The 22,857-nt window shown below is 72.1% G+C and carries 17 protein-coding genes; 8 read left to right on the top strand and 9 right to left on the bottom strand.

All coding sequences use genetic code 11. From position 1 onward, the window contains the following. Positions 1-601: 601 nt before the first annotated feature. From ACWDR0_RS21000 to ACWDR0_RS20985, 4 genes are all read left to right on the top strand, one after another. Entirely contained in the window at positions 602-2,275 is a 1,674-nt protein-coding gene (locus ACWDR0_RS21000; protein ID WP_456353230.1) for an LCP family protein, read from the top strand. A gap of 234 nt (positions 2,276-2,509) precedes the next feature. Then, complete coding sequence (locus ACWDR0_RS20995; RefSeq protein ID WP_456353229.1) at positions 2,510-4,309, top strand: LCP family protein; 1,800 nt, start codon at positions 2,510-2,512, stop codon at positions 4,307-4,309. A gap of 201 nt (positions 4,310-4,510) precedes the next feature. Next, on the top strand, positions 4,511-6,205 hold the full coding sequence (locus ACWDR0_RS20990) for an LCP family protein (protein WP_456353228.1): 1,695 nt from the start codon (positions 4,511-4,513) through the stop codon (positions 6,203-6,205). 686 nt (positions 6,206-6,891) lie between these two features. After that, positions 6,892-8,361 carry an LCP family protein gene (locus ACWDR0_RS20985; RefSeq protein ID WP_456353227.1) on the top strand — a complete coding sequence of 490 codons (1,470 nt, stop codon included), beginning with the start codon at positions 6,892-6,894 and terminating at the stop codon, positions 8,359-8,361. A 187-nt stretch (positions 8,362-8,548) separates the two neighbouring features. Here ACWDR0_RS20985 and ACWDR0_RS20980 read toward each other — a convergent pair whose 3' ends face one another. Then, positions 8,549-9,142, bottom strand: a complete 594-nt coding sequence (locus tag ACWDR0_RS20980; protein ID WP_456353226.1) for an acyl-CoA thioesterase — start codon at positions 9,140-9,142, stop codon at positions 8,549-8,551. A gap of 217 nt (positions 9,143-9,359) precedes the next feature. Here ACWDR0_RS20980 and ACWDR0_RS20975 point away from each other — a divergent pair, with 217 nt between their 5' ends. After that, entirely contained in the window at positions 9,360-10,733 is a 1,374-nt protein-coding gene (locus tag ACWDR0_RS20975; RefSeq protein ID WP_456353225.1) for an LCP family protein, read from the top strand. Between the two features lie 395 nt (positions 10,734-11,128). On the opposite strand, the gene ACWDR0_RS20970 is transcribed toward ACWDR0_RS20975, so the two are convergent. Together ACWDR0_RS20970 and ACWDR0_RS20965 are read right to left on the bottom strand one after the other, a co-directional pair. Continuing rightward, positions 11,129-12,454, bottom strand: coding sequence for a mannosyltransferase family protein (locus tag ACWDR0_RS20970; RefSeq protein WP_456353224.1), 1,326 nt, complete (start codon positions 12,452-12,454; stop codon positions 11,129-11,131). 99 nt (positions 12,455-12,553) lie between these two features. Further along, positions 12,554-13,726: an acyl-CoA dehydrogenase family protein gene (locus ACWDR0_RS20965; protein ID WP_456353223.1), complete on the bottom strand. Its 1,173-nt coding sequence runs from the start codon at positions 13,724-13,726 to the stop codon at positions 12,554-12,556. A 182-nt stretch (positions 13,727-13,908) separates the two neighbouring features. On the opposite strand from ACWDR0_RS20965, the gene ACWDR0_RS20960 reads away from it, so the two are divergent. Beyond that, on the top strand, positions 13,909-15,243 hold the full coding sequence (locus ACWDR0_RS20960; protein ID WP_456353222.1) for a UDP-glucose dehydrogenase family protein: 1,335 nt from the start codon (positions 13,909-13,911) through the stop codon (positions 15,241-15,243). A 76-nt stretch (positions 15,244-15,319) separates the two neighbouring features. On the opposite strand, the gene ACWDR0_RS20955 is transcribed toward ACWDR0_RS20960, so the two are convergent. Further along, a complete protein-coding gene (locus ACWDR0_RS20955; RefSeq protein WP_456353221.1) occupies positions 15,320-15,850 on the bottom strand; it encodes a CGNR zinc finger domain-containing protein in 531 nt (176 codons plus the stop codon). 95 nt (positions 15,851-15,945) lie between these two features. Between ACWDR0_RS20955 and ACWDR0_RS20950 the strand changes: the two genes are divergently transcribed. Next, entirely contained in the window at positions 15,946-16,299 is a 354-nt protein-coding gene (locus ACWDR0_RS20950) for a VOC family protein (protein ID WP_456353220.1), read from the top strand. Positions 16,300-16,374: 75 nt separating this feature from the next. Here ACWDR0_RS20950 and ACWDR0_RS20945 read toward each other — a convergent pair whose 3' ends face one another. From ACWDR0_RS20945 to ACWDR0_RS20935, 3 genes are read right to left on the bottom strand one after another with little or no spacing between them, the layout of a single operon-like run. Continuing rightward, on the bottom strand, positions 16,375-17,586 hold the full coding sequence (locus ACWDR0_RS20945) for a dipeptidase (protein WP_456353219.1): 1,212 nt from the start codon (positions 17,584-17,586) through the stop codon (positions 16,375-16,377). Positions 17,587-17,608: 22 nt separating this feature from the next. Then, positions 17,609-18,139 (bottom strand): 5-(carboxyamino)imidazole ribonucleotide mutase, encoded by a 531-nt coding sequence (gene purE, locus ACWDR0_RS20940; protein ID WP_456353218.1) that lies wholly within the window; start codon positions 18,137-18,139, stop codon positions 17,609-17,611. Further along, positions 18,136-19,275 carry a 5-(carboxyamino)imidazole ribonucleotide synthase gene (locus tag ACWDR0_RS20935; RefSeq protein WP_456353217.1) on the bottom strand — a complete coding sequence of 380 codons (1,140 nt, stop codon included), beginning with the start codon at positions 19,273-19,275 and terminating at the stop codon, positions 18,136-18,138. The genes purE and ACWDR0_RS20935 overlap by 4 nt, the downstream gene beginning before the upstream one ends. Before the next feature lie 232 nt (positions 19,276-19,507). Between ACWDR0_RS20935 and ACWDR0_RS20930 the strand changes: the two genes are divergently transcribed. Beyond that, the gene (locus tag ACWDR0_RS20930) at positions 19,508-20,122 is read left to right on the top strand and encodes a GtrA family protein (RefSeq protein ID WP_456353216.1); all 615 of its coding nucleotides are present in this window, start codon (positions 19,508-19,510) and stop codon (positions 20,120-20,122) included. 95 nt (positions 20,123-20,217) lie between these two features. Here ACWDR0_RS20930 and ACWDR0_RS20925 read toward each other — a convergent pair whose 3' ends face one another. Both ACWDR0_RS20925 and ACWDR0_RS20920 read right to left on the bottom strand, forming a co-directional pair. After that, positions 20,218-21,483: an ATP-binding protein gene (locus ACWDR0_RS20925; protein ID WP_456353215.1), complete on the bottom strand. Its 1,266-nt coding sequence runs from the start codon at positions 21,481-21,483 to the stop codon at positions 20,218-20,220. Between the two features lie 638 nt (positions 21,484-22,121). After that, positions 22,122-22,799, bottom strand: coding sequence for a response regulator transcription factor (locus ACWDR0_RS20920; RefSeq protein ID WP_456353214.1), 678 nt, complete (start codon positions 22,797-22,799; stop codon positions 22,122-22,124). Positions 22,800-22,857: the final 58 nt, after the last annotated feature.

The raw sequence follows: 22,857 nt of genomic DNA, 5'->3' as shown, positions 1-22,857 counted from the left end.
CACCGATCCCCGCCCGGAGCCGCCCGGCGTTCGGTTCCCGCCCGGGGCGGCGCCGCGGCCCCGGCCTGTCGTCGTTCCTGTCGTCGTTCCTGTCGTCGCTCCCGTCGTCGCTCCGGGCGCCGGATCCGCCGCCCGGTGAACGCGGGGAACCGGCGGCCCGGATCCGGCGACCACGGATCGCTTACGGGGCGTGCCCGCCGCGCCCGCCCCGCATCCGCCCCCCGCGCCGGGTCCCGCCCGGGGCTGCCGCGAGTGGGCGAGTGCGCGCCGGAGCGGACGGCGGGCGGGGCGGAGTGCGCCGGAGCGGGAAGCGGGCTGCCCGGGCCGTCGCCGGGCCGCCCGGGGGCGAGAGCATCTCTCATACCTCCCGTCCCGTTGAACGGCGGATGTTGCCGGGTGTCCGGGGGACGACTCATAGGGAAACCGGGCGTATACCCCCACATGGCGCACACGGGAGCCGAGCCCCCGGGCCCGGGCCCCAACTCCGTTGGATGATCGGCGATATCCGGGATTTCCCGCACAACCAAGCGCCAGGTTCAGCCGTCTAGCCCTGCGATCGGCGGTCCAGCGCACCGCCGACGCCGTGAGGATGGACGCAGAAGTGACGGAGAGTGCCGGCACACCGGCGGGCTCGGACGGCCCGGACGGCGACGGCGGCGACGACGCGGCCGGGGAGCGGGCCGGGGCCGGTGCGGAGCACCGCGTACCGCCGCCCGTGGAACCGGAGGGCACCGGCGGACCGGACCCGGACGTGACTGCCACGGACCCGGACCGGGACGGCCCGACCCCGGACGCCACGGCCCCGGATACGGCCGGCCCGGACGCCAAGGCCCCGGCGGACCCGGCGGCGCGGCCCGGAGCCCCGGACCCGGCGCCCGCGACCCCCGGCGGGTCCACCCCGGACAGCGGGAACACCGGGGACTCCACGGTCGCCGAGCGGATCCCGCACGCGGCCCCCGACGGGGACTCCGCGGTACCCCCGGGCCCGGCGGCGGACGCCCCGCCGGCCCCCCGGCGCAAGCGCCGCTGGCTGCGGTGGACCGCGCTGGGCGTCTCCGTCGCGCTGCTCGGCGGTTCGGCCACGGCCTGGTGGTTCTACCGCAAGCTCGACGGCAACATCACCACGGACACGGCGACCGCCGTCGAACTGGAGACCTTCGAGAAGGAGCGGCCGGTCCAGGTCTCGCTGGACGCCAAGAACGTCCTGCTGATGGGATCCGACTCCCGCCGGGGCGAGGGGAACAGCAAGTACGGGCGGGACGACGGCGGCAGCCAGCGCGCGGACACCGTGATCCTGCTGCATATCGCCGCGGACCGGCAGAGTTCGACGTCGGTGTCGATACCGCGCGACCTGATGGCGACGATCCCGTCCTGCCGGCGGCCGGACGGCAGCAGGACCGAGGAGCACCTCGGCCAGTTCAACTCCGCCTTCGAGACCGGCGGCGCGGCCTGCACCATCCGTACGGTCGAGCTGATGACGGGCGTCCGGATCGACCACCACATCGTGGTCGACTTCAGCGGCTTCACCAAGATGGTGGACGCGGTGGACGGTGTCGAGGTCTGCCTGAAGGAGCCGGTCGACGACCCGGACGCACATCTGAACCTTCCGGAGGGCCGGCAGACGCTCGACGGCGAGGAGGCCCTCGGCTACGTACGGGCCCGGAAGTCCATCGGGAACGGCAGCGACACCGAGCGGATGGACCGCCAGCAGCAGTTCCTCGGGTCCCTGGTGCAGAAGGTGCAGAGCGACGGGGTGCTGCTCAACCCGGCGAAGCTCTATCCGGTGCTGGACGCGGCCACCAAGTCGCTGACCACCGACCCCGGCCTGGACTCGCTGAAGGACCTGTACGACCTGACCCGCTCCCTGCGGAACGTGCCGACCGAGAACGTCCAGTTCCTCACCGTCCCGCGGCGCCCCTGGGCGAACAACCGCAACCGTGACGAACTGGTACAGCCCCAGGCGTCCGTGCTGTTCAAGCAGTTGCGCGAGGACCTTCCCATCACCATCCTGACGCCCGGCGCGAGGGCCGCGGCCGAGGCGGACCGGAAGAACGGCTCGCCGTCCGGAAAGCCCGGCACATCCGGCAAGTCCGGTACGCCTGTTACGTCCGGTACGGAGCAGGGTCCCGGCGCCGGGGCGAGCACTCCGCCCGGCGGCGCCGGAAAGCCGCCCGGAGATTCGGCGGACACCCCGGGGGCCCCGGGTTCTTCGGCCTCCCCGTCCAACAGCCCCAGCTTCGCGGGCACCAATGCGGCGGTGGGCGTATGTGACTGATTGGTGTGTTGTGAGTAAAGCGATGTCCAAGCAAGGTCCCCGGCCAGACGGATTGGGCAGATTGCCCCTTGTAAGCGGCGTGGCATGCGTCACCGGCGTCGCTCCTCACTGACCTGGGCGGATAGTGTGACGCGATCCGGTGCTCGGACTCGCGTCGCGCACTAGAGGATTCGAGACACCAGGCGCCTTCGGGGGAGGCGCTTCGCGTGGCACCGACGGAGGATTCAGAAAACCGTGGATGCGCAGAGCCGCGGGCGGGCCGAGAACGTCGACCCCGCCGACCAGTGGGTATTCAACCCGCAGACCGGCAGTTACGAACTGCGACTGGACCAATCCCCAGCGCAGTCGTCTCCGTCCGCAGCTCCGGAGCGCCCGAGAACTCCCGGCCCCCGGTCCTCCGCGGAGGACGGTGTGCCCGGCGGCTACCGCCCCGGCAGCACCACCAGCGGTACGGGCACCGGCGGGGGTACCCGGACCGGTGCCGGTCCGGAGCCCACCGGGGTGCCCGGCCAGGCCCCCGTACCCGGCCAGCGCCGCCGCTCCCGCGACGGCTCCGGCGGCACTCCGCCGCCGCCCGGCACCGGCCGCCGCAAGCGGAAGCAGGGCGCGACCCGCAAGAAGAAGGTCCTGATGTGGACCGGCGGCACCCTCGCGCTGCTGCTCACCGCGGGCGCGATCACCGGATATGTGCTCTACCAGCAGCTCGACGGCAATATCCAGACCGTCGACATCGTCGGTGGCTCCAAGGGCTTCAAGAAGGACCAGGCCGTCAACATCCTGGTCATCGGCACCGACAAGCGGACCGGCAAGGGCAATACCGCCTACGGCGACCGCAAGAGCCAGGGGCACGCCGACACCACGATCCTCTTCCATGTCTCCAAGGACCGGTCCAACGCGACCGCGCTCTCCATCCCCCGTGACCTGATCACGGACATCCCGGAGTGCGAGATCAAGTCGGGGGACGGTGTCACCACCATCCCGGGCAAGTCGAACACCCGGTTCAACGAGAGCCTGGGCGTCTCGGGCCGGGACCCGGGCTGCACCATGCGCACGGTCAAGGAGCTGACCGGTATAGAGGTCGACCACTTCATGATGGCCGACTTCAATGCGGTGAAGGAGTTGTCGACGGCGGTGGGCGGGGTCGAGGTCTGTCTCGCCAAGCCCATCAACGACAAGGACTCCAAACTGAACCTCTCGGAGGGAAAACACGTCGTCAAGGGTGAGGAGGCCCTGGCGTTCGTGCGGACCCGCAAGTCCGTGGGGTTCGGCAGCGACCTCAGCAGGATCGAGATCCAGCAGCAGTTCCTCAGCTCGATGATCCGCAAGATGAAGTCCGGCCAGACGCTCACCAGCCCCACGAAGATGTGGGACCTGGCGAACGCGGCCACCAAGGCACTGACCGTCGACACCGGGATAGGGAGTATCAAGAAGCTCCAGAGCCTCGGTATGGAGCTGGCGAAGGTCGATCCGAAGAACATCACCTTCACCACGGTCCCGGTCGTCGACAACGAGGACCGCTCGTCGGTCCTGCTCCAGGAGAGCAAGGCCAGGCCGCTGTTCGCGATGATCAAAAACGATGTGTCACTGACCGAGGTGCAGAAGAAGGAGAAGGCGCAAGCCGCAAAGAAGGCCCCGGGACCGCTCGACGGCCCCCGGGCGCCGAAGTCCGACGTACGGGTTGCGATCTACAACGGGAGCGCCACTCAGGGGGCCGCGGGCGCCACCCTCACCTGGCTTCAGGGCGAGGGAGTGTCCAAGTCCAGCAATGAGGCGAACGCCCCGCAGAAGATCGCCGCAACGACCCTGGAGTACGGCCCGAACCAGGCCGGTCAGGCGCGCACGCTCGCGGACCTGATGGGCCTGCCCGCCACGGCGCTCAAGCAGCAGGCGGCGGACTCCGAGGGGCGCGAGCCGATGGTGCTCACCCTCGGCGCCGACTTCCAGGGCGCCGGGATCCCGGTCGCCCCGGAGAAGGCCAAGGCACCCAAGGGCATCCAGAAGGTCGAAGCAGACAAGCAACTGTGTGCCAAGTAACCCGGATTCGGGCGTACGCCGCCTCCCGGGCCCCTCGGCACACATGACACAGGGGACTCAGGGGTGGAACAGAATCACGCACGGGGAAGGGGGACCCGGGAGAACGGAGTCCGCCACCCCGGGGAAACAGGCTGGGACCCGGGTCCCCGCGGTGGCTCGGAGGGCCATGGCGGGGGACCGTACGGAGGACCGGCCGCGGCCGTGCCGTCGGGGGGCGGCGGAGGCTACGGGAGCGGCGGCCGCGGATCGCACGGCGGTGGCAGCGGTGGCAGCGGTGGCAGCGGTGGCGGAGACGGGCCGGGCGGCGGTGGGCGTTCCCACCGGCGCGGCGCCGGCGACGGCGGCCGGGGCGGCGGAGAGGGCCGGCGGGCAGGTCGCGCCGCCCGCAGCAAACGCCGCAAGCGGATCCTCGTCTGGTCCGCGGGTGTCCTCTCCTTTCTGATCCTCGGCACCGCGGGCGGAGGCTACCTCTACTACGAGCACCTCAACAGCAAGCTCAAAAAAGAGGACCTGAACCTCGGCAGCAAGGACATGGCGGACCACAAGCCCAACTCCGCGGGCCAGACGCCGCTCAACATCCTGCTCATCGGCTCCGACGCCCGGGACAACAAGGCGAACCAGAAGCTCGGCGGCGGCCGGGACACCTTCGGGGCCAAGCCTCTCGCCGATGTGCAGATGCTGATCCACATATCCGCCGACCGCTCCAACATATCCGTGCTCAGCATGCCGCGGGACACCATGCTGGAGATCCCGGAGTGCCGGGACAAGAAGAACAACAAGACTTACCCGGCCTCGAAGTTCGCGCAGACCAACGAGTCTCTGGGGCGCGGCGGTCCGGGGTGCACGGTGGCCACCTGGTACAACCTCACCGGGATACCCATCGACCACTTTATGATGATCGACTTCGCGGGCGTGGTCTCCATGGCCGATGCCATCGGCGGCGTCCCGGTCTGTGTCGAGCAGCGCATCCACTCCCGTACCCGCGACGGGAAGGGCTCCGGGCTGAAGCTGGAGAAGGGCACCACGTCCATCAAGGGCGAGGACGCGCTCAAATGGCTGCGGACCCGTTACGGCTTCGGCGACGGCACCGACCTCTACCGGGCCCGGGCCCAGCAGATGTACATGACCTCGATGGTGCGGGAGCTGCGGAAGAACACCAAGCTCACCGACCCGAACAAGCTGCGGAAGCTGGCCGAGGCAGCGATCGACTCGCTGACCGTCAGCGACACCATCAACTCGGTGAAGAAGCTGCTGGACATCGGGAACGACCTGAAGAAGGTCCCGGCGAGCCGGATCACCACCACCACGATGCCGAACGTCTACTCCACCCGGCTCGAGGGGAAGGTCGAGCCCAAGGCGGGCGAGGCGGAGGAGGTCTTCCGGATGATCCGGGAGGACGTTCCGCTGGACGGCAAGGGCACGGCGGCCAAGCCCGCGAAGCCGAAGCCGGCGGCCACTCCGGAGTCCCGGGACCCGGCGGCGGCGCCCGGTGAGATCCGGGTCCGGGTGCAGAACGGCACCGACGGGGGCGGACTCTCCCCGGCCCGCGGCCGGGCCGCGGAGGTCGCGACGGCACTGGGCTCGAAGGGCTTCACCCGGGCGTCCGCGACCACCGTGCGGAACCCGCAGGTGACCACGGTGATCCGCTACACCACCGATGATCTGGAAGGCGATGCCCAGGCGGTCGCCAAGGCGCTGGGGATCCCGCTGACGGCGGTGAAGAAGGCGCCGGACGCACCGGCCGGGATCACCCTCACCGTCGGCGCTGACTGGCGCCAGGGGGATGCCTTCCCCAAGCCCAAGCCGAAGAGCAACAAGCTGCCGACCTCGGCGAACGCGCTGGCGGGCGACGACGACAAGGCGTGCATGCCGGTGCAGGCGGGCTACGGCTGGTAGCCGGGACGGCGGCTCCGGCGGCTCCGGGCCGGTAGCCGGGGGTTAGGACGGCGGCTCCGGTGGCTACGGGCGGGCCGGTAGCCGGGGCCCGGACGGCGGCTCCGGGGCGCGGGCCCGGAGCCGCGGGGCCCGCGGACGTGCCGCCGGTCTCCCGGCCGGCCGGGCGCCGGCCTCCTCCAGGAGCCGTACCGCCGTGGCGGTGCAGTCCGCGGAGAGCGTCCCGGGCCCGTCGGCGCGTACCACGATCGGGTGAGACGAGGCCCCGACGGCGGCGCCGGCCTCGCCCCGGGCAGCGGGGGTACGGAGACGGGGGTGGTGGCGCCTGCCGTCCGCCGCGTTACCGCGAACGGGGGATACGGACGCGCGGCGGCCGTCCGGTGCGACCGGCCGCAGATCGTATCGGCCTACGGTGTGCTGGATTCGCCCTGTCAGCCGCATCCGGCCGGATCCGGCCCGACCCGAACCCGCCCGTCCGCACCCGTCCGGGAAACGTTCCGCCCGCAGCTCGCCGAGCCGGAGGCCCCGCACCCTCTATAGTCACCGCGAGTAACCATACGTTCACGCTATTGGTCCGGTCGTACGTACCGGTGCCGCCGTCCGGGCCTCCCCCGTCCGGGCGCGCGCCGGACAGCCGCCCGGACCGGGCGTGGCCGTCCGCCACCGACGCCCGCGGAGGTGTCCCCCTCGTGACCGTGCCGCCCCGTTCCCCCCGTCCCCGCCCGCCGCGTCCCGCCGGGCCACGGGTCAGGACCGGAGGCAGACCCCCGGCGCCGCTCCGGCGGCGCCCGCGCTGGGCGCTGCGGGCCGCGACGGCACTGTCGGTGCTGGTGCTGGGTGCCGGGGCGATCGGGCACGCTCTGATGACGGGCATCGACACCGGGATCGCCCGGGTGGATCCGTTCCGCGATATGAAGAACCGCCCGGAGCGCGGGCACGGCACCAATCTGCTGGTCGTCGGCACCGACGGCCGCTCCCGGATCACCGCGGCGGAGAAGGAGAAGTACCGGCTGGGCGGGGCGCCCTGCCACTGCACCGACACGATCATGCTGGTGCACATCTCGCGGAACCGGGACCGGGCCAGTGTGGTGAGCCTGCCGCGGGACAGCGTGGCCCGGCTCCCCGCGCACACCGACCGGACCAGCGGCCGGACCCACCGGGCGCACCCGGTGAAGCTGAACGCCGCCTACGCGGAGGGCGGGCCGGCGCTCACGGTGCGCGCCGTGGAGCAGCTGACCCGGGTGAAGATCGACCACTATCTGGAGGTCGACTTCACCAGCTTTATGAAGACGGTCGACGCCGTCGGCGGGGTGGACATCTGCACGGCGAGCCCCATGAAGGACAAGTACACCGGTCTCGACCTGCCCGCCGGGAACCACCGGCTCAACGGCGGCCAGGCGCTCCAGTACGTCCGCTCCCGCCATGTCGACGGAGTCGGCGACCTGGGCCGGATGCGGCGGCAGCAGCGGTTTGTGGCCGCGCTGATCAAAGAGGTCGGCGGGGGCGGGATCATGCTGAACCCGGTGCGGTTCCGGCAGGTGGCGTCCACGATGCTCGGCTCGGTACGGGCGGACCGCAACTTCGGTACGGACGAGCTGCTGGCCCTGGGCCGGGCCATGCGGGGCTTCTCGGCGGCTTCGTCGGAGTTCACCTCCGTACCCATCGCGTCCATGGGGCAGGTGCCGGGCGTGGGGTCGGCAGTGACCTGGGACCGGCGGAAGGCGGCCCGGCTGTTCCGGCTGATCCGGGAGGACCAGCCGCTGGCGGGCGCGCGGGACGGGGGCCGGAAGCGGCTCGTCGAGGTGTCGCCGCAGCAGATCCGGGTGCAGGTCTACAACGGCACGCATACGGACGGTCTGGGCCGCCGGGTGGACGCCGCGCTGCGCGGCACGGGCTTTGACACCACCCGGGCGCCGCGCAATGCCACGGGCGCGGAGGCGGCCCGTACCTTCGTCTCGTACGACCCCCGCTGGGACCGTTCGGCGAAGGCGCTGGCCACCGCGTTGAAGGGGTGCGAGACCCGGCCGGTGAAGGGCCTCGGGCGGACCCTGCGGGTGACGGCGGGCAAGGACTGGTCGGGGGTGCTCCCGGTCCGGGCGGAGAGCACGAACCTCGGGGAGTTCGGGGCGGTACGGGGCGACGAGGTGGTCTGCCCCTGACCTGCGGTCCGCGCGGTGAGGCGGGCGGCGGTACGGCTCCGGGGGCGGGTCCCGGAGGCGGCCCGAACCGGAGCCGGGTCCCGGCCGGGCGGTACGGACCGGAGCCGGATTCCGGAGGCGGCCCGAACCGGAGCCGGGTTCCGGCCGGGAGGTACGGCTCCGGGGGCGGGGCCGCCCGCGGGGGCGCTCAGTCCTCCATACCGTCCGCGGCGCGCTGCTCCCGCAGTTCCCTGATCGCCCGGCGCCGGGCCAGCCGGTGGGTGCGGCGGATCTGGGCCTCCTGGTAGCGCCGCTTGTCCCGCTCGGTCTCGGGGACCACCTGCGGTACGGGCCGCGGCTTGCCCTCCCCGTCGACGGCGGCGAAGACGAGGTAGGCGGAGCCGACCTGCTGGGCGGGCGTCGACTCGTTCCAGCGCTCGGCGAGCACCCGGACGCCGACCTCCATGGAGGACCGCCCGGTCCAGTTCACCTGGGCCTTCACATAAACGAGGTCCCCCACCCTGACCGGCTCCAGGAAGACCATCTCGTCCATGGACGCGGTCACCGCGGGCCCGCCCGAGTGCCGGCCGGCCACCGCACCCGCCGCGTCGTCGACCAGCTTCATGATCACCCCGCCGTGGACGGTGCCGAGGAGATTGGTGTCGTTGCCGGTCATGATGGTGCTGAGGGTGGTGCGGGAGGCGGAGGTCGGCTTGGCCGGGATCTCCGGCGCCGCCGCGTCCGCCCCGGGCGCGGTCCGCGCTGCCGGGGCGGTCTCCGGGTACTGGGCCTGGTCTGTCATGTCTTCCACCCTAAGCGGGCAGCGCCCGTACACCTGTCCACAGATGTCCGCAGACGTCCCGCGTACATCCCGGGTACGCCCCGCCCACGGGGTCCGGACGGCCCGTACGGGGTGCTCTTCGGACAACCGGCGACGAATGCCACAGCTCTGCTACGGGGCCGACCCGAAACCGCACCCGCACTGTCGGACCCCCGATGTGACCCGGCACACTGATCACATGAACGATTGGCCCGATGGGTACGGACGCGGCAGCCGGGGCGAGGAGCCCGAGGGCGCCCGTGTGATGCGCCATGTGCAGCGGCCGGTGCCGCCGCAGCAGTCGCCGGGGTACGACGACCGGCAGCAGGCCCCGTACGACAGCGGGTACAACACGGGCCAGGTCTACGGGAACCCCTCCGGGCGCGGCAGGCTGCCGCAGCAGGGCGGTGCCCAGGGCCATGCCGGACCGGGCGAGGGGCAGCAGGGCCAGGGTCCGTACGGCGGCCAGGGTCATGGCCAGGACCCCTACGGCCAGGGCCAGGGTTACGGCCACGGCGGCCAGGGGCAGCCGGGCGGGCCGCCCGGCGGACCGCCCGGCTCCGCACCGCCCGGTTCCGGCCCGTACCGGCAGCCGCCGAACTGGCGCCGCCGGATAAAGATCGGCTCGCTGGTGCTGGTGGGCACGCTGCTGGTGGTCTCCATAGGCACGTACTTCTGGGCCGACGGCAAGGTCAAGCGCGAGGTCGACCTCTCCAAGGTCATCGAGCGCCCCGGCGAGGGAGACTGCACGACGTATCTCATCGTCGGCTCCGACAGCCGCGAGGGCATGACCTCGGAGGAGAAGAAGAAGCTGAAGACGGGTTCGGCGGCGGGCAAGCGCACCGACTCGATGATGATCCTCGCCGACTGCTCCAAGGGGCCGGTGATGGTGTCGCTGCCCCGCGACTCGGATGTGGAGATCCCCTCCTTCAAGGGCTCGGAGTCCGGGAAGCTCTTCCCGGCCAAGGGGCAGCGGACCAAGCTGAACGCCGCGTACGCCATGGACGGCCCCGAGCTGCTGGTGCGGACCGTCGAGCACAACACCGGGCTGCGGATCGACCACTACGCGGAAATCGGTTTCGCGGGCTTCGCCAATGTCGTGGACGCCATCGGCGGCGTCGAGATGGACATCCCCAAGGGGTTCAAGGACAAGAAGTCGGGCGCCGACTTCCAGGCGGGCAAGCAGACCCTCGACGGGGAGCAGGCGCTCGCCTTCGTCCGGACCCGGTACGCCTTCGCCGGTTCGGACCTGGACCGGACGAAGAACCAGCAGAAGTTCCTGGCGGCGCTGGCGAACCAGACGGCGACCCCGGGCACCATCCTGAACCCGTTCAAGCTCTACCCGACCATGGGCGCGGGACTGGACACGGTCGTCGTGGACAAGGACATGTCCCTCTGGGATCTGAGCCAGATGTTCTTCGCCATGAAGGGCGTCACCGGCGGTGACGGCACCTCGATGAACATCCCGATCTCGGGCAGCCGGGGCGGCAACCTCACCTGGGACAAGGCGAAGGTCAAGCAGCTGGTCGAGGAGATCAGGAACAACAAGAAGATCACCGTCCAGCCGAAGTGACGGTACCGGCGGCCTTCCGCCGGGGAAACGGGCAGCGGCGGCGGGGAGAGAACCGGGTTCTCTCCCCGCCTTCCCGCTTCCCTCTGTCCGGGGCCGGGGGGCCGGGTGGGGACGGTTGCCCGCCCGGCTCCGCCCCCCGGCGGGCCAGGGCCACGCCCGTCCGGCCGGGGTGGGTGCGGGTGCCCTGCCGGGAGCACCCGCGACGGTCCCGGGGCAGGCACGGCACCCTCCGGGGTGGGTGCGGTTGCCCGGGCCTGGACCGGGCCAGGGCCACGCCCGTCCGGCCGGGGTGGGTGCGGTTGCCCGGGCCCGGAGCACCCGTGACCGTCCCGGGGCAGGCACGGCATCCCCTGGGCAGACCGCGGCGCGGGCCGCGGCGCGGGCCGCGGCGCGGGCTACGGCGGGCCCGAGCCGTGGAGCCAGAACGCTCCGTAGACGGCGGCCGTCACCGACAGCAGGACGGTCACCGCCCGCACCACCGGCGGCTTCGCCCGCGCCAGCGCAACGGCCGCCGGGATCAGCAGCGGGAACGCGGGCAGCAGCAGCCGCGGCTTGGAGCCGAAGTATCCCGAGGAGCAGAGGGCGAGCACCATCACGATGCCGCTGTAGACCAGCAGGGGCAGCGGCTGCCCCTGCCGGACGCCGCGTGTCCAGAGCCAGAGCAGGGCGATCACTCCGAGCGCCAGGGCGAGGCCCGCGGGCGGGGTGTCGGCGATCAGGCCGCCGATGAAACGGGCGAAGGCCAGTCCGCCGTCGAAACCGTTCCCCCAGGCGCCCTGGACATCGAGATAGCCGAAGAGGGGGCTGCCCTCGCGGATCCCGACCCAGAGGACATAGCCGGCCGCGCCGAGGGGGGCGAGCAGGACGCCCACGAGCATCCGCCACCGCGGGCCCGTGGCCCCGCCGGCCTGCCCGGTGGTGTCCGTGCCACTGTCCGGGCACGGGGTCGTGCGGGCCTGCGCGGCGGCCGGTGCGGTGACCGCGGGATCCGGGCCGCCGCGGGCGGCCGTAAGCGCGGCCGGCCGGACGCCCGTGCGGCGGGCGGTGATGCCCCGGTGGGCCGCGTAGGCGCCCGCCCAGACGGCGGCGGCGACCGCGAGCCCGACCGGCCGGGTCAGCCCGGCGAGCGAGGCCAGCAGCCCGGCAGTCAGCCAGTGGCCCCGGACCACCGCGTACAGCGACCAGGCGGCCAGTGCCGTGAACAGCGATTCGCTGTACGCCATCGACTGGACGATGCCGACCGGCAGCGCGCCCCACAGCACTGCCGCCAGCACTCCGGCCCGGCGCCCGTGGAGGAGGTCGACGAGCTGGAAGATGCCCCAGGCGGCCGCCAGTGAGGCGACGGCGCTGACGGCCAGCCCGGCGTCGGCGGGGCCGAGCGGGGTGATGGTGGACAGTCCCTCCTCCAGCCACGGCAGCAGCGGGAAGAAGGCCATGTCGGAGAGGACCCGGCCGTCGGGGGCGGTGAGGGTGAAGTCGTAGCCGTGTTCGACGACCCGTACGTACCAGAGGGAGTCCCACCGCCCGGCGAGCAGCCGGTGGGCGCTGCGGTCGGCGAGGTGGGCCCAGAGGAACAGGACGGCGAGGCCGAGGGCCTTGACGGCGGCGTAGGCCGCGAGGGCGGGGGCGGCGTGGCGCAGCCGGGCCGCCCCGGCCGCGGCGCGGCCCGCGGAGGGCTGCGGCGGCCGGGCGCGGGGCACGTCCGTGGAGCTGAGGGTCACGCCTGGTCCAAGCGGGTCGGGAAAGCGGTCCGGACCAGTATCCGTGACCGCTTCCGCGACCGGGGCCAGGACCGGGGCCGCGACCGAGGCCGGGGCCCGCTACGGGAGGTTGCGGGCCATGACGATCCGCTGGACCTGATTCGTACCTTCATAAATTTGGGTGATCTTGGCGTCGCGCATCATCCGCTCCAGCGGGTAGTCGCGGGTGTAGCCGTAGCCGCCGAGGAGCTGGACCGCGTCCGTGGTGACCTCCATCGCGACATCGGAGGCGAAGCACTTGGCCGCCGCGCCGAAGAAGGTCAGGTGCTCCTTCTCGCCCCCGGTGGAGACGCGCTCCGACCGGGCCGCCGCGGAGTACGTCAGCTGGCGGGCCGCCTCCAGCTTCATCGCCATATCGGCGAGCATGAACTGGACGCCCTGGAAGTCGCCGATCGGCTTGCCGAACTGCTTGCGCTCCCTGACGTACCCCTTGGCGTAGTCCAGGGCGCCCTGGGCCACGCCGAGGGCCTGGGCGGCGATGGTGATCCGGGTGTGGTCGAGGGTCTTCATGGCGGTGGCGAAGCCGGTGCCCTCCGCGCCGATCATGCGGTCGGCGGGGATCCGGACGTTGTCCAGATAGACCTCGCGGGTCGGGGAGCCCTTGATGCCGAGCTTCTTCTCGGGGGCGCCGAAGGAGACGCCCTCGTCGGACTTCTCGACGACGAAGGCGGAGATGCCCTTGGAGCGCTTCTCGGGGTCGGTGACGGCCATGACCGTGTAGTACTCGGAGACGCCCGCGTTGGTGATCCACCGCTTGACCCCGTCGAGGACCCAGTGGTCGCCGTCGCGGACCGCGCGGGTCTTCATCCCGGCCGCGTCGGAGCCCGCGTCGGGCTCGGACAGGCAGTACGAGAACATCGCGTCGCCCTTGGCCAGCGGCCCGAGGTACTTCGCCTTCAGCTTCTCCGAGCCGGAGAGGATCACCGGGAGGGAGCCCAGCTTGTTGACGGCCGGGATGAGGGAGGAGGAGACGCAGACCCGCGCCACCTCCTCGATCACGATCACCGTGGCGAGGGCGTCGGCACCGGCGCCGCCGTAGCTCTCGGGGACATGGACGGCGTGCAGCTCGTTGGCGACCAGCGCGTCCAGGGCCTCCTGCGGGAACCGGGCCTGCTCGTCGACGTCGGCGGCGAACGGGGCGATCTTCGCCTCGGCGAGAGAACGCACGGCGTCACGGAGCATGTCGTGCTCCTCGGACGGGCGGTACAGGTCGAAATCAGCCGATCCGGCCACGTTCTCTCACTCCCCATGGACGTTCACTACCGTTAAGTAACTCATGGTAGTTCTGCCACCGGTTCCGGCATAGGTGACCTGCGCGACAGGTGGGGAACCGGTGGCCGGGACCGCGCGGTTATGCTCGGTCGGTCCCGCCGGGTAGGTAAGCCGGGTAGGTAACTGGAGTACGTGGAGTACGCATGGCCCTCAAGATCACTGTGATCGGCACCGGCTATCTCGGGGCCACCCACGCGGCGGCCATGGCCGAGCTGGGGTTCGAGGTCCTGGGGCTCGATGTGGTGCCCGAGAAGATCGAGATGCTGGCCGGCGGCCGGGTGCCGATGTACGAGCCGGGCCTGGAGGAGCTGCTGGCCCGGCATGTCGCGGGTATCGAGGGCTCCAGCGGACGGCTGCGCTTCACCACCTCCTGGGAGGAGGTGGCGGACTTCGGCGATGTCCACTTCGTCTGTGTGAACACTCCGCAGAAGCACGGCGAGTACGCCTGCGACATGAGCTTCGTGGACGCCGCGTTCTCCTCGCTCGCCCCGCATCTGACCCGTACGGCACTGGTCGTCGGCAAGTCGACCGTGCCGGTCGGCAGCGCCGCCCGGCTCGCGGGGCTGCTGCGCGAGCTGGCGCCCGGGGATGTGGAGCTGGCCTGGAACCCGGAGTTCCTGCGGGAGGGCTTTGCCGTCGAGGACACCCTCCACCCCGACCGGATCGTGGTGGGCGTCGAGAGCGAGCGGGCCGAGAAGCTGCTGCGGGAGGTGTACGCGACCCCGGTGTCGCAGGGCTCGCCCTTCGTGGTCACCGACTTCCCGACCGCGGAGCTGGTGAAGACCGCGGCGAACTCCTTCCTGGCCACGAAGATCTCCTTCATCAACGCGATGGCCGAGGTCTGCGAGGCCGCGGGCGGCGATGTCGTGAAGCTCGCCGAGGCGATCGGGCACGACGACCGGATCGGGAAGAAGTTCCTGCGGGCCGGGATCGGCTTCGGCGGCGGCTGCCTGCCCAAGGACATCCGCGCCTTCATGGCCCGCGCGGGCGAGCTGGGGGCCGACCAGGCGCTGACGTTCCTGCGCGAGGTGGACTCCGTCAATATGCGCCGGCGCACCCATATGGTGGAGCTGGCCCGGGAGGCGGTCGGCGGCTCCTTCCTCGGCAAGCGGGTCGCGGTCCTCGGCGCCACCTTCAAGCCCGACTCGGACGACGTCCGGGACTCCCCCGCGCTGAACGTCGCCGGCCAGATCCACCTCCAGGGCGGCCAGGTCACGGTCTACGACCCCAAGGGCATGGCCAACGCCCGGCAGCTCTTCCCGACCCTGGGTTACGCGGACTCCGCGGAGGACGCGGCCCGCGGCGCGGACGTGGTGCTCCACCTGACGGAGTGGGCCGAGTTCCGGGAGCTGGACCCGGCGGCGCTGGGCGCGGTGGTCGCCGGGCGGATCGTCCTCGACGGCCGGAACGCGCTGGACGGACCGGCCTGGCGCGAGGCGGGCTGGACCTACCGGGCGATGGGCCGCCCGACCGCTTGACCGCGGGCCCTCCGGGGCACGAGTCTTCCGGGCCCGGGCGCCACCGCGCCCGCCGTGCGCCCGGGCGGTCCCGGCGTCAGGCTCCCGGCCGGGCCGCGGCCCTGGCGCGGTACGCGCGCATCTTCGCGCGGGCGCCGCAGACCGACATCGAACACCAGCGGCCGCGGGCCGCGGGACTGCGGTCGTAGTAGGCCCAGCGGCAGGTCGCGGACTCGCAGCACTTCAGCCGCTGCCAGACGCCGGCGATCAGGGAATCGGCGATCGCCAGAGCCACCCTGCGCGTCAGGGCGGGGGCCGGAGCCGGTACGGGTGCCAGCGCCGCGGCGCCGTCGCCGGTGACCGTGACCGCGAGCGGCGCGGCGGCGAGCAACACGCCCAGTTCCGATGGGGACGGGTCGCCGGGGACGGTGCGGCCCGCATGGGCCGTCAGGGCGGAGCGGAGTGCCTCGCGCAGGGCGCGGGCGGCGGGAACGTCCCCGGGGGCCAGCTCGAAGCGGGCGCGCCCTTCCGGGGTGTCCAGGGCGTCCGTCCCGGCTTCGAAATCGACGGTGTTGACCAGCGCTTCGATCAGCGCGAGGCCGCCGGGCGCGGGTTCCCTCTCGTTCATGGTTGCGACGTTACCTCCAGAGGGGGACTATGAGGTAACCGTTACCCTCAGGCTCGGTCAAGCAGTAACGCACCGGGCTCCGCCGGAGGAGAGTCATGAGTATCGCCACCGTCCATATGATCACCGTCGACTGTTCCGACCCGGCCGCCCTCGGCCGCTTCTACCAGGCCGTTCTCGGCGGTGAGCTGAAGGTGGAGGACGCCGAGTGGGCGGTGCTGCGGCCCGCCGGAGCGGGCCCGTCACTGGGCTTCCAGACGGTGCCCGACTACGTACCCCCGTCCTGGCCCGGTGCGCCCGCGCAGACGCATCTCGACCTCCATGTCGACGATCCCGAGGCGGCGGAGAAGACCGTCCTGGCCCTCGGCGCGACCCTGCTGGAGGCCCGCCCGGAGAACCGCTGGCGGGTGTACGCCGATCCGGCCGGGCACGCCTTCTGCCTCGGCTTCTGAGAGCCGCCGGGGACGCCGGAGGGCGCGCGGCCGTCGGACCGCACGCCCTCTTCCGTACCTCCGCGGACGGAGCCGTCAGCTCTTGCCGTCCAGTGCGGTGATCGTCGCGTTCGACGGGCCGCGCCGGGTGCGCTCCTCCCGGGCCACCGCCTCCGCGTCCCGGAGTACCCGGACCGCGTTGCCCCAGGTCAGCTTGGCGATCTCGGGCTCGGACCAGTTGCGGCGGAGCAGTTCGGCGATCAGGTTCGGATAGCCGGAGACATCGTCGAGACCGGCCGGGGTGAAGGCGGTGCCGTCGTAGTCGCCGCCGATGCCGATGTGGTCGACGCCCGCCGTCTCCCGCATATGGTCGAGGTGGTCGGCGACGGTGGCGGCCGTGGCGACCGGCCGGGGGTGGGCCTCCTCGAAGGCCGCATGCAGCTTCATGGCCGCCGGGGTGGTGTCGAGATGGTGCAGGCCGTGGGCGCGGAGGTTCTCGTCGGCCGCGGCGGTCCAGTCGACGGCCGCCTGGAGGACGAACTTGGGGACGAAGGTCACCATCGCCACTCCCCCGTTGGCGGGAAGCCGCTCCAGCACGTCGTCGGGGACGTTGCGCGGATGGTCGCAGACCGCCCGCGCGGAGGAGTGCGAGAACACCACGGGCGCGGTGGAGACGTCCAGCGCCGCCCGCATGGTCGCCGGGGCGACATGGGAGAGGTCGACCAGCATCCCGCAGCGGTTCATCTCCCGGACGACCTCGCGCCCGAAGGCGGTGAGCCCGCCGTGGACGGGTTCGTCGGTCGCCGAGTCCGCCCAGTCGTTGTTGTCGTTGTGGGTGAGGGTCATATAGCGCACGCCGAGGGTGTGGAACGCGCGCAGGGTGGCGAGGGAGTTGTTGACGGAGTGGCCGCCCTCGGCTCCCATGAGGGAGGCGATCCGGCCCTCGGCCCGGGCCTTCTCGATCTCGTCCGCGGTGCCCGCGGGCGCCAGGTCCGCGGGGTAGCAGTCCAGCAGCTGCCGTACCGAGTCGATCTGCTCCAGGGTGGCGCTGACCGCGTCGTCGCCGGTCAGCGACGAGGGGACATAGACGGACCAGAACTGGGCGCCGACCCCGCCGGCCCGCAGCCGGGGGATGTCGGTGTGCAGCAGACCGGTGCGGTCGGTGTCGATGCCGAGCCGGTCGAGGTCGTAGCGGACCTGCTCGCGCAGCGCCCAGGGCAGGTCGTTGTGGCCGTCGACGACGGGATGGGCGGCGAGGAGGGCCCGCGCCCGGTCCGGCAGTGCGGCGGTGGGGGAATCAGGTTCCATGGCCGGTCACTTCCCCGCGGGACTACTTGCCGAAGCCGAAGGAGCCGCTGCCCTCGACCTTTGCGCGCAGCCGCTTGCCCTTCTCGGTGGCCTGGTGGTTCAGCTCGGTCTGGAAGTCGCGCATCCGGCCGAGCAGCTCCGGGTCCTGGATGCCGAGGATCCGGGCGGCGAGCAGTCCGGCGTTGCGGGCGCCGGCCACCGAGACGGTCGCGACCGGGACGCCGGCGGGCATCTGGACGATGGAGAGCAGGGAGTCCATCCCGTCGAGGTACTTCAGCGGCACCGGGACGCCGATGACCGGCAGCGGGGTGACGGAGGCGAGCATGCCGGGCAGATGGGCGGCGCCGCCGGCCCCCGCGATGATCACCTTGAGGCCGCGGGTGTCGGCGTTCTCGCCGTACGCGACCATCTCGTGCGGCATCCGGTGCGCGGAGACCACGTCGACCTCGAACGGCACCTCGAACTCGGCCAGGGCCTGGGCCGCGGACTCCATCACGGGCCAGTCGGAGTCGGAGCCCATGACGATGCCAACCAGCGGGGTGGTGCTGCTCATTCGGTGATCGTTCCTCTGAGGTAGTCGGCCGCGTGGCGGGCGCGCTCGCGGACGTCCGCGAGGTCGTCACCGTAGGTGTTGACGTGCCCCACCTTCCGGCCGGGTTTGACGTCCTTGCCGTACATATGGATCTTGAGCTGCGGATCCCGGGCCATGCAGTGCAGATACGCCTGGTACATGTCCGGGTAGTCGCCGCCCAGCACATTGCACATCACGGTCCACCGCGCGCGGGGGCGGGGGTCGCCCAGCGGCAGGTCGAGCACGGCCCGGACATGGTTGGCGAACTGGGAGGTGACCGCGCCGTCCTGGGTCCAGTGGCCGGAGTTGTGGGGCCGCATGGCCAGCTCGTTGACGAGGACCCGGCCGTCGGCGGTCTCGAACAGCTCGACCGCGAGATGGCCCACGACGCCCAGTTCGGCCGCGATCCGCAGGGCGAGCCGCTGGGCCTCCCCCGCGAGGGTCTCGCCGAGACCGGGAGCGGGGGCGACGACCGTGTCGCAGACGCCGTCCACCTGGGTGGACTCCACGACGGGGTAGGCGACGGCCTGGCCGTGCGGGGAGCGCACCACATTGGCCGCCAGCTCCCGGACGAAGTCGACCTTCTCCTCCGCGAGTACGGGGACCCCGGCGGCGAACGGCGCGGCCGCCTCCGCCTCCGTACGGACCACCCAGACACCCTTGCCGTCGTAGCCGCCGCGGACGGTCTTGAGGATGACGGGGTAGCCGTCGCCCTCGGCCGCGAAGGCGGTCACGTCGGCGGGGTCCGCGACGATGCGGTTACGGGGACAGGGCACGCCCAGTTCGTTCAGCCGGGCGCGCATCACGCCCTTGTCCTGGGCGTGGACGAGCGCGTCGGGTCCGGGGCGGACGGGAATGCCGTCCGCCTCCAGGGCGCGCAGATGCTCGATCGGGACATGCTCGTGATCGAAGGTGATCACATCGCAGCCGCGGGCGAACGCGCGGAGGGTGGCGAGGTCGCGATAGTCGCCGATGACGACATCGCTCACCACCTGGGCCGCGGAATCCTGCGGAGTGTCACTGAGCAGCTTGAAACGGATACCGAGGGGGATGCCCGCCTCGTGGGTCATACGGGCGAGCTGACCGCCGCCGACCATGCCGACTACCGGGAACGTCACCCTCACAGGGTATCGGTGGCCGGAGGCGGTGCGACGGGGCGTACAGAGGGTGACGTCCGCTTTGATCACTCACGATCGTTATGCGGCATCTTTCCACCACTCAGCGACCTCTTCTGTATCTTCTTGCCCATGGGTCGGGCCGGTCGTCGGCGATGTCCCCGGGCGGGCGGAACGACCGCTGGTTAGCATGATTGAAATGACGCTGTCAACGAGACGGGACTGAGCTCTCACTATGGGTGAACGCGGCGGAGCGTTGCGTGGACAGCTGCACCAACTGGCGCGCGAGGTCGCCAAGTTCGGGGCGGTCGGGGGCGCCGGGGTCCTGGTCAACCTCGCGGTCTTCAATCTCGTCCGGCAGACCACCGAGATCCCGGTGGTCCGGGCGTCGATCATCGCCACGGTGGTCGCCATCGCCTTCAACTACGTGGGCTTCCGCTACTTCACGTACCGGGACCGCGACAAGACCGGGCGCACCCGGGAGCTCTCGCTCTTCCTGCTCTTCAGTGTGATCGGTCTGGTGATCGAGAACGGGATCCTCTACACCGCGACGTACGGCTTCGACTGGGACAGCCCGCTCCAGAGCAACTTCTTCAAGTTCTTCGGCATCGGGGTCGCGACGATGTTCCGCTTCTGGTCGTACCGGACGTGGGTCTTCCGGCACCAGCCGGAGGACGGGCCGGACAGCGGGCCGGAGAGCGGGCCTTCGGCGGCCGGTCCGGAGGGGGCGGGTGCCGCGGGTGCCGCGGGTGCCGCGGGTGCCGCAGGTGCCGCAGGTGCCGCCGAGGATGTCGAGACCGTGCTGCCGACGCCTCCGGGCCTGCGGTCAGGCGCCCCGGCCCGGCGCTGACCCGCTGCCGCGGGCCGGAGAAGCAGGAAGCCTCCGCGAGCCGCGGGGCCGCGGGGCCGCGCCGGGAGGCGCTCAAGACCGGGGGCGCCGGGTGGTCAGCGGACCGTGGGCGGTTCGTCCTCCTGCTTGCGGGCGACCCGGCTCAGGAAGAGCGCGAAGACCGCGGGATGCTGCTGGAGCAGCTCCAGCCGGCCACCGTCCGCCTCCGCCAGGTCCCGTGCCACGGCCAGGCCGATACCCGTCGAGTTGCGGCCGCTGATCGTCCGCTCGAAGATCCGCGCGCCCAGGTCCGCGGGCACCCCCGGGCCCTCGTCGGTCACTTCGATCACGGCCTGGTTGCCGACCACCCGGGTACGGATCGCGACCGTGCCGCCACCGTGCATCAGCGAGTTCTCGATCAGCGCCGCCAGTACCTGGGCGACCGCGCCCGGGGTGCCGACCGCCCGCATCCCCTGCCGGCCGGACCGGACCACCGCGCGGCCCGCGCTGCGGTAGGCGGGGCGCCACTCCTCGATCTGCTGCTTCACGACCTCGTCGAGGTCGAAGGCGAGCGCGGAGCCCTCCCGCGGGTCGCGGGCGTTCGTCAGCAGCCGCTCCACCACATCCGTCAGCCGCTCGACCTGCGTCAGCGCGATGCTCGCCTCCTCCTTCACGGTCTCCGGGTCGTCGGTCGCGGAGATCTCCTCCAGCCGCATTGACAGCGCGGTCAGCGGGGTACGGAGCTGATGGGAGGCGTCCGCGGCCAGCCGGCGCTCCGCGGTCAGCATCCGCGCGATCCGTTCGGCGCTGGAGTCCAGCACATCGGCGACCCGGTCCAGCTCGGGCACGCCGTAGCGGCGGTGGCGGGGGCGGGGGTCGCCCGAGCCGAGCCGTTCGGCGGTCTCCGCGAGATCCGTCAGCGGGGAGGCGAGCCGGTCGGCCTGGCGTACGGCGAGCACCACGGCGGCGACCACCGCGAGCAGCGCGACCCCGCCGATGATCAGCATGGTGCGGGCGACCTCCTCGTAGACCGTGGAGAAGGGCTCCTCGACCGTGACGATCTGGCCGTGCTCGCCCTGCACCTCGGCGCGGATCACCCGGCCGGACGGCTTCTTGCCCACCGCGAAGGGTTCCGCGTCGGTCAGGTCGATCACCGCGTACCGCTCGATACGGCTCTGCTCCTCGACGATCTCGGGGGTGATCTCCTGCTTCTCGACGATCCGGGTGTCCAGGAAGCTGGCGAGCTGGACGGCTTCGGCCTCGACGGACTGTTCGGCGGTGGAGGTGATGGTGCGGGTCTCGACGAGGACGAGGGAGATGCCGAAGACGGCGATGACGACGAGGACGACGGCCAGGGTCGAATTGATCAGTCGCCGACGCATATGCCCTCCGGGCGGGTGCGGTGTTCTCGCGGGTCCAGGCCCGTGACCCTATCCCTCCGGGCGGCTCGCGAGGCCATGGCCCTTGCGGCCGGGCCACGCCGGGCCCTGCGGGCGGCTTGCGTGGGCCGGGGCCTTTGCCCCTGCGGGGTGCCTCATGGGGGCGGCGAGCGCCCGGCAGGGACCGGATGTCTGCCGCCTGACCGCCGTCGGGAGTTGCTCGCGCAGTTCCCCGCGCCCCTGACGGGGCTCCCCGCCCCGAGCAAGCACACCGGGGCGGCGAGCGCCCGGCCACGGACGGTATCCGTGCCGCCCGACCGCCGTCAGGGGTTGCTCGCGCAGTTCCCCGCGCCCCTGACGGGGCTCCCCGCCCCGAGTGACAGCGGGGTCCCCGCGCCGCCAGGCGCAGGGGGCTCAATCAGGGGCGCGGGGAACTGCGCGACCGGCCGACGGCGGCGGATCGCCGGGACACAACAGCTCCCTGCCGGGCGCTCGCCGCCCCCACACAGCCCCGTCATACAAGACGCCCCTATGGGGCTCCGGGGGCGGAACTGCCCGAGCAACCCCCGGCACCGGGCCCGGACCGGGCGGGGTGTCCCCCTCGCGACAGGGGCTCGGGGGCGCGACCCCCGGGAGGCGGGTCAGTTTTTTTCGAAGCGGAAGCCGACGCCGCGGACCGTGGCGATATAGCGGGGGTTCGCCGCGTCGTCGCCGAGCTTCTTGCGGAGCCAGGAGATATGCATGTCGAGGGTCTTGGTGGAGGACCACCATGTGGTGTCCCAGACCTCGCGCATCAGCTGGTCGCGGGTGACGACGCGGCCCGCGTCGCGGACCAGGACCCGGAGGAGGTCGAACTCCTTGGCGGTGAGCTGGAGCTCCTCCTCGCCCATCCAGGCGCGGTGCGACTCGACGTCGATCCGGACGCCGTGGGTCGCGGGCGCGGGGGCCGGCTCGGTGGCGCCGCGGCGGAGCAGGGCCCGGACCCGGGCGAGCAGCTCGGCGAGGCGGAAGGGCTTGGTGACGTAGTCGTCGGCGCCCGCGTCCAGGCCGACGACGGTGTCCACCTCGTCGGCGCGCGCGGTCAGCACCAGAATGGGCACGGTGTGGCCCTCGGCCCGCAGCCGGCGGGCGACCTCCAGACCGTCCATACCGGGCAGGCCCAGGTCGAGGACGACCAGGTCCACACCGCCCGCGAGCCCCGCGTCGAGCGCGGCCGGGCCGTCCTCGCGCACCTCGACCTCGTATCCCTCGCGGCGCAGCGCGCGCGCCAGGGGCTCCGAGATGGATGCGTCGTCCTCTGCGAGCAGTACACGCGTCATGGGGCGATGGTAGTCCGCAAGGGGGACGCAGCGGGGCGTGATCCACAGTGCCTGCGGG

It is taken from the genome of Streptomyces sp. NPDC003691 (genome assembly GCF_053981115.1).
The sequence above is the reverse complement of the archived record's forward strand: the minus strand, read 5'-3'. Positions and strand labels throughout refer to the sequence as shown.